A 14,843-nucleotide genomic window follows, 5' to 3' on the forward strand; every position below is an offset into this window, starting at 1 on the left:
CTGGGAATCGACCGGAACTGAGGCCCGTGCGTGCCTCCGCTTCCCGGACCGAACCGAACTCCGAAGGGCACGTACGCACCACATGATCGGCAAGCTCAAGACCACGGCCGCACCGGCCGCCGTGGGCAACACGCCCGTGCTCCGCATCGACGGCTACTGGGCCAAACTCGAAGGCTTCAACTTCGGCGGCATCAAGGACCGCGCCGCCCTCCACATGGTCGAACGAGCCAGGGAGCGGGGTGAGTTGCGGCCGGGCGGCGCCATCGTCGAGTCCACGTCCGGCACGCTCGGCCTCGGGCTCGCGCTCGCCGGGGTGCACTACGGGCACCCCGTCCACGTCGTCACCGACCCCGGCCTCGAACCCATCGTGGAGCGGATGCTCGCCGCGCACGGCGCCCGGGTGCACCTGGTGCGCGAGCCGAGCCCGGTCGGCGGCTGGCAGCAGGCCCGGGTCGACGAGGTGGCCCGCCGGCTGGCGCGGCTCCCCGGCTCCTGGTGCCCGGACCAGTACCACAACCCCGACAACCCGGCCGCGTACGCGGGGCTCGCCGCCGAACTCGCCGAGCAGATCGGCACGTTCGACGTGCTGGTGTGCGCCGTGGGGACCGGCGGTCACTCGGGCGGGATCGCCCGGGCGCTGCGCGGACGGCACGGGATGCGCGCCCTGGAGCTGGTGGGCGTCGACTCGGTGGCGTCCACGATCTTCGGGCTGCCGGCCGGGCCCCGGCTGATGCGGGGGCTCGGCTCGTCCATCCACCCCGGCAACGTCGACCACGCGGCGTACGACGAGATCCACTGGGTCGGCCCGGCGGAGGCCGTGCGCAGCGCCCGCCGGCTGGCCGGGCGGCAGTTCGCGACGGGCGGCTGGAGCGTGGGCGCGGTGGCGCTCGTCGCGGACTGGCTGGCCCGCACCCGGCCGGCCGGGACCCGGATCGTGGCGGTCTTCCCCGACGGTCCGCAGCGGTACTTCGACACGGTGTTCAACGACGAGTACTGCGCGCGGCACGGACTGCTGGAGGGCGCGGTGCCGGACGCGCCGCGCGCGGTGCCGGAGCCGGGGGAGCCGGTGGCCGCGTGGTCGTTCCGCCGGTGCGCCGCCCGGGTGGGGGTCACCTCCTGATGGTCCTGCTGAAAGCGCCCCGACTCGTCGACCGGACACGGCGGTTCGAGCCCGCGGTCCGGCTGCTCTACGTCAACCAGTTCACCATCAACCTCGGCTTCTACATGCTGATGCCGTACCTAGCGGCCCACCTCTCCGGCGAACTCGCCCTCGCCACCTGGTCGGTGGGGCTGGTCCTCGGTGTGCGGAACCTGTCGCAGCAGGGCATGTTCCTGGTCGGCGGGGCGCTGGCGGACCGGCTCGGGTTCAAGCCGATGATCGTCGCCGGGTGCGCGCTGCGGACCGCCGGGTTCGGCGCGCTCGCCTTCGCGGACACCCTGCCGGTGCTCGTCGGGGCGTCCGTCGCGACCGGGCTCGCGGGGGCGCTGTTCAATCCGGCGGTCCGGGCGTACGTCGCCGCGGAGGCCGGCGAGGAGCGCAGGATCGAGGCGTTCGCGCTGTTCAACGTCTACTACCAGGCGGGCATCCTGCTCGGGCCGCTCGTCGGGCTGGCGCTGACCGGTGTGGACTTCCGGCTGACGTGCGCGGTGTCGGCGGCGCTGTTCGCGGTGCTCTCCGTGGTGCAGACGCTGCGGCTGCCGGTGCGGCGGCGCACCGGCACCGACCGGGAGAGCGGGCAGTGGCGGACGGTCCTCGGCAACGGCTCCTTCTGGCTGTTCTCGCTCGCGATGACCGCCTCGTACATCCTGTCCTTCCAGGTCTACCTCGCGCTGCCGCTCGCCGTGGAGCGGCTCGTCGGCGGCGGCACGGCGGGGCGGGCCGCGACGAGTGCGCTGTTCGTCGTGTCGGGGCTCGTCGCGCTCGCCGGGCAGCTGCGGATCACCGACTGGTGCCGCAGGACGTGGCGGCGCGAGCAGTGTCTGGCCGGCGGGCTCGGGCTGATGGGCGCCGCGTTCCTGGTGCCCGCGGCCGGGGGCGCCGGGTGGACCGGGGTGGCCGGGCTGCTGGTGTGCGCGGCGGGTCTTGCGGCGGCCACGGCGGTGCTCTACCCGTTCGAGATGGACACGGTCGTCTCCCTCGCGGGCGGACGCTGGGTCGCCACGCACTACGGGCTCTACAACACGGTGTGCGGGGTGGGGATCACCGTGGGGAACCTCGGTGCGGGCGTTCTCCTCGACGCCGGCCGGGGGGTGCCCGCGGTGCCGTGGCTGGTGCTGGCCTGCGTCGGGGCGGCCGGGGCCCTGGGGCTGCGCGGGCTCGGGCGGTCCGGGCGGCTCGCCTCACCGGGGCCCCGGACCGTCTCGCCGTAGGGGCAGGCGTTCGCGGCTCGGTGCGGGTTCGCTGTGGCCGGCCGCGCAGTTCCCCGTGCCCCCGAGCGGCACCCTCCGTCGGTAACCCGTACGGAGCAGCCCTGGTCGCCGCCCGCCCCCGGTCCGGGAACCCTTGGTGAGACGCCGGGAACCCGGGCGCGGACAGGAGACGAGCGGTGGGGCAGCGGCGCGGCGGAAGGCACCGGTATACGGCGGACACTGTCGGCGTCCGTGCCTTCCTGCGGCTGCTGCCCGTGCTGCTCATCCTGGGCGGGGCGGCGTACGAGTACCTCACGCCGTCCGGCTTCGCCGGGTCCCCGCTGTTCAGCGCGGCCCCGCTGGTGGCCGCCCCGTTCTTCTCGCTGGGCAGCACGATCCTGGCCGGGCTCGGGTCGATCGCCGCGATCGTCGCCGTCCACCTCAGATACACGAACGCGTTCCACTCCGACGTCATCACCGAGATGGCCACGGTGGCGACGGTGTGCGTGCTGGCCTGCTTCATCAACCGGATCGTGCGCCGCGGCGACGAGCAGCTGGCCTCGGCGCGGCAGATCGCGGAGGCGGCGCAGTTCGCGGTGCTGCCCGAGCCGGCCGGGCGGATCGGCGGGCTCGCCATCGCGGCGCGCTACGAGGCGGCGCAGGCCGGCGCGTTCATCGGCGGGGACCTGTACGCGGTGCAGGACACCCCGCACGGCGTCCGGCTGGTGGTCGGCGACGTCCGCGGCAAGGGCATGGGCGCGGTCGCCGCCGTGGCCGTCGTCATCGGCGCGTTCCGGGAGGCCGCCGAGCAGGAGGGCAGCCTGGAGGCGGTCGCCCAGCGGCTGGAGCGGGCCCTCGCCAGGGAGGGCACCAGACGGCGCGGCGTCGACGACTACGAGGGCTTCACCACGGCCGTGCTCGCCGAGCTCCCGCACGGCCTCGACCTGGTCCGGGTGCTCAACCGCGGGCACCCCGACCCGATCCTGCTGCACGACGACGGGACCCTGCGGGTGCTCGGCCCCGACGAGGCGGCGCTGCCGCTCGGCATGAGCGAGCTCGGCAGCTGGCCGGACCGGGCCACGGAGGCGGAGTTCCCGCCGGCCGCCACCCTGCTCCTCTACACCGACGGACTCTCCGAGGCGCGCGACGGGCAGGGCGTCTTCTACGATCCGGCGGCCCGGCTCACCGGTCGCATCTTCCCCGGACCGGACGCACTGCTTTCGGCCCTCGTCGACGAGGTGCGGGAGCACACCGGAGGGGGCGCGACGGACGACATGGCGCTCCTCGCCGTACGACGCCCTTGATCATTGTCACGAGGTGTGACCGAACGACCTCCCTGCGCATAACAATTGATACACCGTCAGAAATTGGTGAAGCTCCGGTGTGGACGACCGGCCGGTCAACTCGCCCGATTCCGCCCGGTCGTGCCCCGTTAAGTCCAGGCCAAAGACGTGAACGATCAGTGGGAACGGCTTGGAATTACTGTCGGCTGTCTATTAACGTTCGATAACGCAGCGCGGTCGTCCCAGCCGTCACAAGAGTCGGCTCCGTGCGCACACGCTTAATCCCGCAAGGGAGCCGGGGAACCACCAACTTGGGGTGAATCGGACATCGTTGATGCTCGCGATGTCGGTAGGAGACCTTCCTGCTCCGAACCCGTCAGCTAACCCGGTAGGCGAGAAGGAAGGAAAGGAGCGCGCCCCAGTGGCGTCCAACCGGCCTGCCCCCGAGTTCTCCTACCCGCCGAATGACGACGAGTTCGGCACCGCCCAGGAGACTTGGGAGGAGTGGAACCCCACCGAGGAATCCGTCCGCCCCGTCCGCGGCAAGCACCGCGTGGCCCGGCAGCGCGGCGGACTCGCGCGCAGTTCCACGGTTCTCGGCGTCGGCGTGATCGCCGCCGTCGGCGCGGGCGGCATCGCCACCGCGCAGGGCGGCAAGCCCGCCGTCCACATCTCCATGCCCGACCTCTCGGCGGTCAAGGACTCGCTGCCCGAGGCCAAGTCGCTGCCCGGTGTGGGCGCGCTGATATCCGACGACTCAGGCTCCGACGACGCCCAGGCCCCGTCCACCGCCCCGCTCACCACGGTGGGCAACGGGCAGGAGGACGCCGGCGAGGCCCTGCGGGCCCGCATCCTGGCGCAGGCCGAGACCCAGCAGGACGCCGCCGACGCCGCCGCGCAGCAGGCGGCCGAAGAGGCCGCGGCGAAGAAGGCCGCCGAGGAGGCCGCCGCCAAGAAGGAGGCGGCCGACGCCAAGGCCGCCGCCGACAAGAAGAAGGCGGAGGAGGCGGCCAAGCGGAAGGCCGAGGCCGAGCGCCTCGCCAAGCTGGCCAAGAGCTTCAAGCTCCCCGTCGCCTCGTACACGCTCACCGGCACCTTCGGCCAGCCCGGTTCCATGTGGTCCTCCGGCTACCACACGGGCCTCGACTTCGCGGCCTCCACCGGTACGCCGATCTATGCCATCCACTCCGGCACGGTCACGGAGGCCGGCTGGGCCGGTTCGTACGGCTACCGCACGGTCCTCACCCTCGACGACGGCACCGAGCTGTGGTTCTGCCACCAGTCCTCGATGAACGTCAGCGTCGGCCAGAAGGTCACCACCGGCGACGTCATCGGCCGCGTGGGCGCCACCGGCAACGTCACCGGAGCCCACCTCCACCTGGAGGTCCACCCCGGCGGCCAGGCCACCGGCGTCGACCCGGCCGCGTGGCTGCGCGGCAAGGGCCTCACCCTCTGAGTCCCGCCCGCTTCCGGGTGTCTCCTTGAACCCCGGCGGTCCTGGCGGCAACCCCCCGACGCCAGGGCTGCCGGTTCAGCCTGCCCTGAATGCCCGATTCCGCAAGGGTGTTGAATCGGAGCATGACTTCCTCCGCTTCTGCTTCCTCTGCTTCCTCTTCCTCCGCACGCCGCAAGCTGGGCTCCTCCGACCTGGAGGTCTTCCCGCTCTCGCTGGGTGGCAACGTCTTCGGCTGGACCGCCGACGAGGCCACGTCCTTCGCGGTGCTCGACGCCTACGCCGCCGGTGGCGGCAACTTCATCGACACCGCCGACTCGTACTCCGCCTGGATCGAGGGCAACCACGGCGGCGAGTCCGAGACCATCATCGGCAAGTGGGTCAAGGCCCGGGGCAACCGCGACGACGTCATCATCGCCACCAAGGTCGCCCGCCACCCCGACTTCCGCGGCCTGCGCGGCGCCACCATCAAGGCCGCGGCCGACGCCTCCCTGAAGCGCCTGGGCACCGACCACATCGACCTGTACTACACGCACTTCGACGACGACGAGACGATCCCGGTCGAGGAGATCATCGGCGCCCTCGACGAACTGGTGCGGGCGGGCAAGGTGCGCCACATCGCCGCGTCGAACATCTCGCCCGAGCGGCTGCAGGAGTCCCTCGACCTCTCCGACCGCGAGGGCCTCGCCCGCTACGTCGCCCTCCAGCCGCACTACAACCTCGTCTCGCGCGACACCTACGAGGGCGCCCGCCAGGACATCGCCTCGCGCGCGGGCCTCGGCGCCGTCCCCTACTACGCGCTCGCCGCCGGCTTCCTGACCGGCAAGTACCGTCCCGGCACCGCCGTCGACAGCCCGCGGGCCGCCGGCGCGGGCAAGCACCTGGAGACCGAGCGCGGCCGGAACGTGCTGACCGCCCTCGACGAGATCGCCCAGGAGCGCGGCGCCGAGATCGCCACGGTCGCCCTGGCCTGGCTCGCCGCGCAGCCCACCGTGACCGCGCCGATCGCCTCGGCACGCACGGTCGAGCAGCTGCCGGCGCTGCTCGCGGTCGCTGACCTGGCGCTGACGGACGCCGAGGTCGGCCGGCTCACGGCGGCCTCCGCCTGACGGTCCCGCGTCAGCGGAGATAGGGGTTGTACGCGGGCACCCGGTTCACCGGCGGGCCCGCGTACACCGGCGGCAGCCAGACCGGCGCCGCCACCTGGGAGCCGTACGCGAGCGCGGCCCGCGCGTAGCCGCGCCGCTCCCACAGCGCCTCCAGCAGCTCCCTCTCCCGTACGACGAAGTCGGCGCCCGCCCGGCCCTTGCGGCCGCGGTGGCGCAGCAGCGCGAGCGACGTCGCGTACGACTCGTACGCGGCGACCGCCTCCGCCGCCGGCCGGCCGCCGTAGTGCGCGGCGAACTCCCGCGCCAGGCGCCGGGCCTTGAGCGAACCCAGCGCGAACGGCTCGGGCGTCGCCAGCCAGCCCGCGGCGACATAAGCGGGCAATTCCTGCCGTACGGTGCGCAGTTCGCGCTGGCGCAGGAACACGGCGAGCCAGGTGACGAGCCCGAACACCGGCACCATGAACGCCGCGTACACCGCGAAGAAGCCGTACTCGCCGAGCGACGACGAGCCGTTCCAGAAGGCGTGCATGCCCATCGCGGCCAGCAGGCCCGCGGCGGGCAGCAGAATCCGGCGGGCCCGGCCGCGGTCGGGGGCGATGAGGGCGGCGATGCCGAAGCCGATGCCGGTGAGCACCGTGAACAGCGGGTGCGCGAACGGCGACATGACGATGCGGACGAAGAACGTCGCGGCGGTCACCGAGCTGAGCCCGGGGCCGGTGCCGGAGAGCTGGTCGGTGCCGAAGGCGTTGCCGAGGTAGAGGATGTTCTCGGTGAACGCGAAGCCGGTCGCGGTGACCCCGGCGATCACGATGCCGTCGACGATGCCGCTGAAGTCGCGTCTGCGGAAGAGGAAGACGAGCAGCACGGCCGCCGCCTTCGCGGACTCCTCGACGATCGGTGCGATCACGGTGGCGCCGAGGGTGTCGGCGCTGGACGGGTCGGCGGTGGCGGTCTCTATCCAGCGGGTCGCGAAGCTGTTGGCGACGATCGCTATCAGGGCCGCGGCGCAGGCGCCCCAGGCGAAGGAGAACACCAGGTTCCGCCAGGGGCCCGGCCGCACCCGGTCCAGCCAGCGGAACGCGGATATGAGCAGCGGTACGGGCAGCACGGCGAGGCCGAGCCCGACCAGGAAACCTTCCGTTCCGGTCTGCTCCCGGACGAGGGCCACGATCACCGCGCCGGACAGCGCGAGCAGGGTCGCGAGGCCCGTCGCCCGTACGCCCTTCCGCTCCCACCAGCGCGGATGCGGTACCGCACCGCTCGGGTGTGCGCCGAGGGCGTCGTCCTGAGGGGGCGGGTAGGTCGGATACGGGGCCACGGATTGACCCTAACGAGGGACGGGGCCCACCGCGACGGGGCATCCGGGCCACCGCCTTCCCCTGTCGGGGAGATGCCGCACGCAGTGCGCATCCCAGGGGCGCGGGGAACTGCGCGACCAGCCCCGCCGGGCCCGCGGACGAACTGCTTCCGGCGGAGCCGGTCAGCGGCGGCGGAACAGGAGGTCGTGCACCACGTGGCCCTTGTCCAGGCCCTGCCCCTCGAAGCGGGTCAGCGGGCGGAAGTCGGGCCGCGGCGCGTAGCCACCGTCCGGCTGCGTGTTCTCGTAGTCGGGGTGGGCCGTGAGCACCTCGAGCATCTGCTCGGCGTACTCCTCCCAGTCCGTCGCGCAGTGCACCAGCGCCCCGGGCTTCAGCGGGCCCGCGACCAGCGACAGGAACTCCGGCTGGATCAGCCGCCGCTTGTGGTGGCGCTTCTTCGGCCAGGGGTCGGGGAAGTAGACGCGGAGCCCGTCGAGGCTGTCGGCGGGGAGCATCGCGCGCAGCAGGATGATCGCGTCGCCGTTGGCCACCCGCACGTTGTCCAGGCCGTTGCGCTCGGCCAGGCCCAGCAGGTTGCCCTGGCCCGGCGTGTGCACGTCGACCGCGAGGATGCCGGTCGACGGGTCGTCCGCCGCCATCTGCGCGGTCGCCTCGCCCATCCCGAAGCCGATCTCCAGGACGACGCGGTCGACGCCGGGGAACAGCTCGGCCAGGTCGAGGACCCGCTGCCCGTCGATGTCCAGGCCCCACTGGGGCCACAGCCGCTGCAGTGCGTCGGCCTGCGACGTGGTGACCCGGCTGCGGCGCGGCTGGAAGCTGCGGATGCGCCGCTCGAAGTGCGACCCGGCGGGGTCGGGCTTGGGCCCGTCGGGAAAGCGCGGCTCGTTCGGGCGAGCGGGCGGGGCGGAGTGCTGGGGCGATTCGGAGTCAGACACAGTGGGGGCGATTTTACGGGTTCGGGGACGGCGCGCCGATCCGCCGATCCGCCGATCCGCCGGTCCGTCGGTCCGTCGGTCCGCCGGTCCGTCGGTCCGTCGGTCAGGAGCCGAGGGCGTCGAGCGCGCGCTGGGCCACTTCCCGGCCGATCGGCAGGGAGGCGGTCGCGGCGGGCGACGGAGCGTTCAGCACGTGCACCGTGCGGGCGCCCTCCCGTATCAGGAAGTCGTCCACCAGCGTCCCGTCGCGCAGCACGGCCTGCGCGCGGACCCCGGCCGGGGCCGGCACCAGATCGTCCGCGGTGACCGCCGGCACCAGCCGCCGCACCGCCTGCGCGAACGCCGACTTCGACGCGGAGCGCCGCAGCTCCCCCGCCCCGTACCGCCAGTGGCGCCGCGCTATCCGCCAGGAACCGGGCCAGGCGAGCGTGGCCGCGAGTTCCTTCGGCCGGACGACGCCCCATCCGTAGCCCTCCCGGGCCAGCGCGGGCACGGCATTGGGGCCGACGTGCACGCCGCCGTCGATCCCACGCGTCAGGTGCACGCCGAGGAACGGGAACGCCGGGTCCGGCACGGGGTAGACCAGGCCGCGCACCAGGTCGGGCCGGCGCAGCTCGAAGTACTCCCCGCGGAACGGCACGATCCGCATCTCGGGGTCGTCGCCCGCGAGCCGGGCCACCTGGTCGCACTGGAGCCCCGCGCAGTTGACGAGGACCCTGGCGCGCACGATGTCTCCGGTCCGCGTGCGCACGGCCACGCCGCGCTCGGGGCGCCGGTCGATCTGCACGACGTCCGCGCCGTACCGGATCTCGGCGCCGGACTCCTCGGCGAGCCGCTCGGCCACCGCGCGGTAGTCGGCGATGCCGGTGGTGCCGACGTGGATGGCGGCGAGGCCGCGCACCTCCGGCTCGTACTCCTGGATCTGGGCGGGGCCCAGCTCGCGGACCGGAATCCCGTTCTCCCTGCCGCGCTGGACGAGGGCGTGCAGGCGGGGGAGCTCGTCCCGCTCGGTCGCGACGATCAGCTTGCCGGTGACGGCGTGCTCGATCCCGTACTCCGCGCAGAACTTGACCATCTCGGCGGCCCCGCGCACCGCGAACCGCGCCTTGAGGGAACCGGGGCGGTAGTAGATCCCGCTGTGGATCACCCCGCTGTTCCGCCCCGTCTGGTGCCTGGCCGGGCCCGGCTCCTTCTCCAGGACGACGATCCGGGTGCCCGGCGCGGCCCGCGACACGGCATAGGCGGTGGACAGCCCGACGATCCCCCCGCCGACCACCACCACGTCCCCGTCAAACGCACGCGACCCCACCAGGCCTCACCTCCACGTCTGCATCTTGCCCGACCCCACTGACAATGCTCCGCGGACCTGGCCGAGAACCGGGCACACCGCCGGCGCTAGGCGGGCGCCATCAGCAGCGGACGGGCCCGCTCCCGCAGCTCCACCACCCGCGGCTCGTCCCCGTACGGCTCCAGCCGGTGCAGCAGGTCCTTGACGTACTCCGTGGTCCGCGCCGACGAGATCCGCCCCGCCACCTCCAGCGCCCGCGTGCCCTGCTCGCACGCCGCGTCCAGGTTCCCCGACTCCAGCTCGGCCACCGCCGACACCACGAGCCGCAGCCCGTGCGACCGCACGAACTCCTCGGTGGGCCGGGACAGCGCCTGCTCCGTGAACCGCCGCACCTGCCGCGGAGCCTTCAGGTCCCGGTAGCACTCGGCGGCGTCCGCCGCGAACCGGTCGTAGGAGTAGAAGCCGAGCCAGGACGGGTCGCTGTCGCCGTCCCGCGCCCGCTCCAGCCACCCCTCGGCCGCCCGCAGCGCGGCCCCCGCCGCCTGCGCGTCACCGGCGCGTGCGTGCGCGCGTGCCTCGACGAGCCGGAAGAAGCTCATGGTCCGGGCCGTGGCGAGCCCCCGGTTCCGCTCCACGGCCGCCTGCGCCAGGTCCACGCCTTCGTCACCGAAGCCGCGATAGGTCGCCTGGAGCGACATGGAGGCCAGTACGTAACCGCCCAGCGGGACGTCCGCCGCCGCGCGCGCCAGCCGCAGCGCCTGGATGTAGTACCGCTGCGCCGCCTCCTGCTGCCCGGTGTCGAACGCCATCCACCCGGCCAGCCGGGTCAGTTCGGCCGCCGCGCCGAACAGCGAGCGCCCCACGTCGTCCGAGTACGAGCCGAGCAGCAGCGGTGCCGCCTCGACCCGCAGACACTCGGGCACCATCGACGAACGCCAGTCGCCGCCCCCGTACTTGGAGTCCCAGCGCCGCGCGTCCTCCGCGGCCTCCCGCAACTTCTGCACGTCGCTGTGCCCGACCTTCTGCGGCGCGCTCTCCTCGGTCCCCTCGAAGGAGCGTGCCTCCCGCGCGACCGACGAATCGGCCGGCGTTATCAGCCATCTCGACGCGGGCGTCGCGTACGCGCTCACCGCGAAGGAACCGGCCAGCGACTGCCAGATGCCACCGCCGCCCGCCCGGCGCCCGGCGAGGTCCAGCCGGTACAGCTCGGTCGCCGACTTCACCGCCGCCCGCACGTCGCGCGGGAACGCGAGACCCACTTCGGGCGCAGGGTCCGCGTCGGCCAGGCCGATCTCGTGCAGCGGCACGGGCCGGCCCAGCTTCTGGCCGATGGCGGCGGCGATGAGGTGCGGGGCGGCGCCCTGCGGCACCATGCCCTTCGACACCCAGCGCGCCACCGACGTCTTGTCGTAGCGAAGTGTCAACCCGCGTTGTGCGCCAAGGTCGTTGACCCGTCGTGCGAGTCCTGCGTTGCTGATTCCCGCGAGGGCGAGAACGGCGCCGAGTTTCTCGTTCGGCCCGCGTTGCTCCCTGGACATGAGCCACCCCTCGACACAGACGGCTGCCGCGTCTGGCGGCTACGCCGAAAAAACGGCCCGACTCGGCCTGGCATAACCGCGCGGCATTCGTACACCCAGCGTAGTTCGCCGCATGCCAAGCGTTAAGGGTCGTAATTTCAGATGGCGGGATTGTTGTCCGTACTGAAGTACGGCGCAGGCCACGCCGTGTGACCGTGTGCTCCGGGTGTGGTGCCGTGCGCCCGTGCGTGCGCTCTTACTCGGTCATGCGGGGAGCGCTTCCATGGGACCTGCGTGGGTCGGCCCGCTGTACTGGATCCAGTGGGCTGGGGGACACCGCCGCCTACATCCCCGCGGGCGGCGGACCGGTCCGGGAGGCGATGTGCGCCTCCCGGACTGTGCGTTGCGCGCTGTGGCCGAAGCGGGGAGCCCACCTCCGGCCATCACAGGCCGATTTGGCCGAATCTCGCCCCTGTCGTCCTGCCCTGACCGGGTAGTGCCACGGTTCAACCACCGCTCAAAAGGGGCGCATTAGGGGGAGCACAAGCCATCTCCCGCTCCCCACTTGCCCCCTCTTCGGCGTCGCCTTCGTGGCAGCATGGGGAACCCTTGGTTGTCCACAGGTTGTGGAGGCGGCGATGCGGTGGTTGGTGGGGTGGAGCAGTACCGCCGCCGGACCCATGGAATTCGGTTCCGCCGGAGCCACGGGAGCAGGAGGCGAAACGGTACACCCGGTCGGCTCCCAACTCCTGTGGGGCGACCCGGATCCGCTGTGGGCGGTCGGCGACTGGCGGCCCGACGAGGTGCGCGTCGTGAAGGCCGACGACCAGACGCGGATCGCGGTCCTCGGCGTGTGCGGCGCCTCCGACGAGCAGTTGCGCGTGGGCCTGTTCGCGGCGCGCGGCGGCGCCCTGCGCCATCTCACCGCGTGGCCCGGCAGCTACACCGCCGTCGTCCAGGTGGGCCGCCGCGTCACGGTGGTCGGCGATCTCGCCGGCGCCCGGCCCGTGTTCTACAGCCCGTGGGCGGGCGGCACCGCGTACGCGACCGCCGCGCTCCCGCTCGCCGACCTCATCGAGGCCCACCTGGACGTGGGCCACCTGGCGGCGCTCCTCGCGGCCCCCGACGTCCCGGAGGCGCTGCACGACTCGACCCCGTACCAGGGCGTGCGCCGCATCCCGCCGGGCCATGCGCTGATCCTGCGCGCGGGAGCCCGCGAGATCGCCGGCTACGAGGCCGTGGCGTCCCTCGCGGTGGCCGGACCCATCACGGACCCGGACAGCGCCGTGGACGGCGTCAGGGACGCCCTCGTGGACGCCGTGCGGACCCGCCTCGCCGCGCCCCGGCACGTGCCCGGCACCGACCGGGACCCGGGCCCCGTGCCCGGCATGGGCCCCGCCGAGCGCCGCGCCGCCCGCGGCATGCCGGTGCCCGGCATCGGCGCGGACCTCTCCGGCGGGCCCGCCTCCGGCACCCTCGCCCTGCTCGCCGCCGGACTGCCGGGCCTGCCCGGCACGGTCCTCGGCCACGGCACGGGAGCCGGCGAGCGCCTCCTGGCGGTCACCTTCAACGACATCACCGCCACCACGACGACCAGCCACGAAGCCGAACTGGAGCGGGCGGGCGCCATCGCGGCCAACCCCCGCCTGCACCACGTGGTGGTCGCCGCGGGCGAGGAGGCGCTCCCGTACGCCGAGCTGGACGGGCCGCTCACCGACGAGCCCAGCGCCTCCCTCGTCACCGCCGCCCGCCACCGCGCCCGCCTCGCCTCCGGCAGCGCCGACCACTTCACCGGGTACGGGGCGCGCCAGGTCCTGGACGCCCATCCCGCCCGGCTGGCCGACCTGCTCATGGACCGGCGCCGCCGCCACATGGTGCGCCCGATGGCGGCCCTCACGAAGGCGGAGGGCGGCTCGCTCACCGTCCCGGCACGTGTCTACGGAGCGGCCAGGAAACTCGCGCGCACGCCCTACAGGGCGGGCGTCGACGTCCTCGCCGACCGCCTCCTGCACCGCCGCTTCGAGGAGCCGACGGGCGCCGTGGGCGCGTCCCTCGCCGCGCTCGCCTGGGCCAGACCGGGCCCGGCCGCGCGCTGGCTGACCGGGGAGGCGCTCGCAGAAGTATCGGTTCGCCTGCAGGAGGGCGTCACCCGCCCGGGACCGGGACCCGGCCAGCGCCCCGGGGAGTTCCGGGCCCGCGCGGCCCTGGCCCGGCACGCCGCGGACCTGCGCATCCTCGAACAGGCGGCGGAGGTCCGCTTCCAGCGCCTGCACGCGCCCTTCCTCGACAACCAGGTCGTCCGGGCCTGCCGCGGGCTCCCCGAGGCCCTGCGCGTCCAGCCGGGAGCCCGCGCCGCGATCCTGCGCACGGTCCTGGAAGGTGCAGGCGTCAGCGACCTGCCGCCGGGCTGGGGCGCCCCGTCCCACGCGACGGCGACGGCCGCGTCCCGCACCGGGCTGCGACTCTCCGCCGACCACCTGATCGAGCTCTTCGACACCCCGCTGCTGGCCCAGACCGGCCTGATCGAGGCCCGCGTCGTCCGCAAGGCGCTGCGCGCCGCCGCCGACGGCGAACCGCTCCCGCTGGACGGCCTCGCCGACCTGGTCGCCCTCGAACTGTGGCTGCGCCGCCTCCTGGCCCGCCGCGGCACCTGCTGGACCGGCACCCCGGCACGCGCGCGTGCCGTCCCGACGGGCAGCGTCGTCCCGGAGCGGGCACTGGGGGCGGGGCCCCGCTAGCGGACCGGCCGCAGCCGGACGGAGGCCGCGCGGCGGGACCGGTGCCCGGCGCCCCGCGGTAAAGGCTGGGTGCCCCGGCCATCGACCGGCGACAATGCCCGGGTGCAGTACACGATCCTCGGCACCACGCAGGCACACGACGACAAGGGCACCGCCGTACCCGTGGGCGGTCCCCGCCTCCGCGCCCTGCTCGCCTCCCTCGCCCTGCACACCCCGCACACCGCGCCCACGGACGCCCTCATCGACGACGTCTGGGCGGACGACCCGCCCGCCGACGCCCCCGCCGCGCTCCAGGCGCTGGTCGGGCGGCTGCGCCGCGCGCTCGGCCGGGAAGCGGTCACCTCGGAGCCCGGCGGCTACCGGCTCGCCGCCACCCGCGCCGACATCGACCTGTACGTCTTCGAGCGCCTCGTCCGCGAGGGCATCGCCGCCCTGGCCGACGACCCGGCGACCGCGGCCCGGCTGCTGCGCGAGGCCCTCGCCCTCTGGCACGGACCCGCGCTCGCCGACCTCCCCGACCACCCGGCGGCCACCCGCCCCGAGGCGCAGCGCCTGGAGGCCACCCGCGCGCGCGTGGAGGCCGATCTGCGCGGGGGCCGCGGCGCCGAACTCGTACCGGAGCTACGGGAACTCACCACGACCCACCCGTACGACGAGCCGCTGCACGCCCTCCTGATCCGTGCCCTGCGCGCGGCCGGCCGGGGCGCCGACGCACTGGCGGCCTACGAGGAGGCCCGCCGCACGCTGGCGGACGGCCTCGGCGCGGATCCCGGGCCCGAACTGACGCGACTGCACGCGGAGTTGCTCGCCGAACCGGCACCGGCACCGGCTACGGCTTCAGCCCCGAATCCG

11 protein-coding genes and 1 riboswitch are annotated in these 14,843 nt (G+C 74.0%); of the genes, 7 read left to right on the plus strand and 4 right to left on the minus strand.

Annotation, left to right across the window (positions count from 1 at the left end):
* Positions 1–82: 82 nt before the first annotated feature.
* From M4J07_RS41100 to M4J07_RS41120, 5 genes are all read left to right on the plus strand, one after another.
* Positions 83–1,120 (plus strand): PLP-dependent cysteine synthase family protein, encoded by a 1,038-nt coding sequence (locus tag M4J07_RS41100; protein ID WP_255981084.1) that lies wholly within the window; start codon positions 83–85, stop codon positions 1,118–1,120.
* On the plus strand, positions 1,120–2,370 hold the full coding sequence (locus M4J07_RS41105; protein WP_255981085.1) for an MFS transporter: 1,251 nt from the start codon (positions 1,120–1,122) through the stop codon (positions 2,368–2,370). The genes M4J07_RS41100 and M4J07_RS41105 overlap by 1 nt, the downstream gene beginning before the upstream one ends.
* A 176-nt stretch (positions 2,371–2,546) precedes the next feature.
* Positions 2,547–3,653, plus strand: coding sequence for a PP2C family protein-serine/threonine phosphatase (locus M4J07_RS41110; RefSeq protein ID WP_255981086.1), 1,107 nt, complete (start codon positions 2,547–2,549; stop codon positions 3,651–3,653).
* A 244-nt stretch (positions 3,654–3,897) separates the two neighbouring features.
* Positions 3,898–4,042: riboswitch (cyclic di-AMP (ydaO/yuaA leader) on the plus strand.
* 11 nt (positions 4,043–4,053) lie between these two features.
* Positions 4,054–5,088, plus strand: a complete 1,035-nt coding sequence (locus M4J07_RS41115; RefSeq protein ID WP_255981087.1) for a M23 family metallopeptidase — start codon at positions 4,054–4,056, stop codon at positions 5,086–5,088.
* A 122-nt stretch (positions 5,089–5,210) separates the two neighbouring features.
* Entirely contained in the window at positions 5,211–6,194 is a 984-nt protein-coding gene (locus M4J07_RS41120) for an aldo/keto reductase (RefSeq protein WP_255981088.1), read from the plus strand.
* A 10-nt stretch (positions 6,195–6,204) separates the two neighbouring features.
* On the opposite strand, the gene M4J07_RS41125 is transcribed toward M4J07_RS41120, so the two are convergent.
* The 4 genes from M4J07_RS41125 to M4J07_RS41140 all read right to left on the minus strand — a co-directional run bounded on the left by M4J07_RS41125 (position 6,205) and on the right by M4J07_RS41140 (position 11,274).
* On the minus strand, positions 6,205–7,512 hold the full coding sequence (locus tag M4J07_RS41125; protein WP_255981089.1) for a PrsW family intramembrane metalloprotease: 1,308 nt from the start codon (positions 7,510–7,512) through the stop codon (positions 6,205–6,207).
* A 162-nt stretch (positions 7,513–7,674) separates the two neighbouring features.
* Positions 7,675–8,448, minus strand: a complete 774-nt coding sequence (gene trmB / locus M4J07_RS41130) for a tRNA (guanosine(46)-N7)-methyltransferase TrmB (protein ID WP_255981090.1) — start codon at positions 8,446–8,448, stop codon at positions 7,675–7,677.
* Positions 8,449–8,551: 103 nt separating this feature from the next.
* The gene (lhgO, locus tag M4J07_RS41135) at positions 8,552–9,757 is read right to left on the minus strand and encodes an L-2-hydroxyglutarate oxidase (RefSeq protein ID WP_255981091.1); all 1,206 of its coding nucleotides are present in this window, start codon (positions 9,755–9,757) and stop codon (positions 8,552–8,554) included.
* Positions 9,758–9,843: 86 nt separating this feature from the next.
* Complete coding sequence (locus M4J07_RS41140) at positions 9,844–11,274, minus strand: MFS transporter (protein ID WP_255981092.1); 1,431 nt, start codon at positions 11,272–11,274, stop codon at positions 9,844–9,846.
* Positions 11,275–11,891: 617 nt separating this feature from the next.
* Here M4J07_RS41140 and M4J07_RS41145 point away from each other — a divergent pair.
* Positions 11,892–13,991, plus strand: a complete 2,100-nt coding sequence (locus M4J07_RS41145; protein ID WP_255981093.1) for an asparagine synthase-related protein — start codon at positions 11,892–11,894, stop codon at positions 13,989–13,991.
* A gap of 102 nt (positions 13,992–14,093) precedes the next feature.
* Positions 14,094–14,843 (plus strand): AfsR/SARP family transcriptional regulator (locus tag M4J07_RS41150; protein ID WP_255981094.1); only part of this gene is annotated, 750 nt, incomplete at its 3' end.

The organism is Streptomyces longispororuber, assembly GCF_024448165.1.
GTDB classification, from domain to species: domain Bacteria; phylum Actinomycetota; class Actinomycetes; order Streptomycetales; family Streptomycetaceae; genus Streptomyces; species Streptomyces longispororuber_A.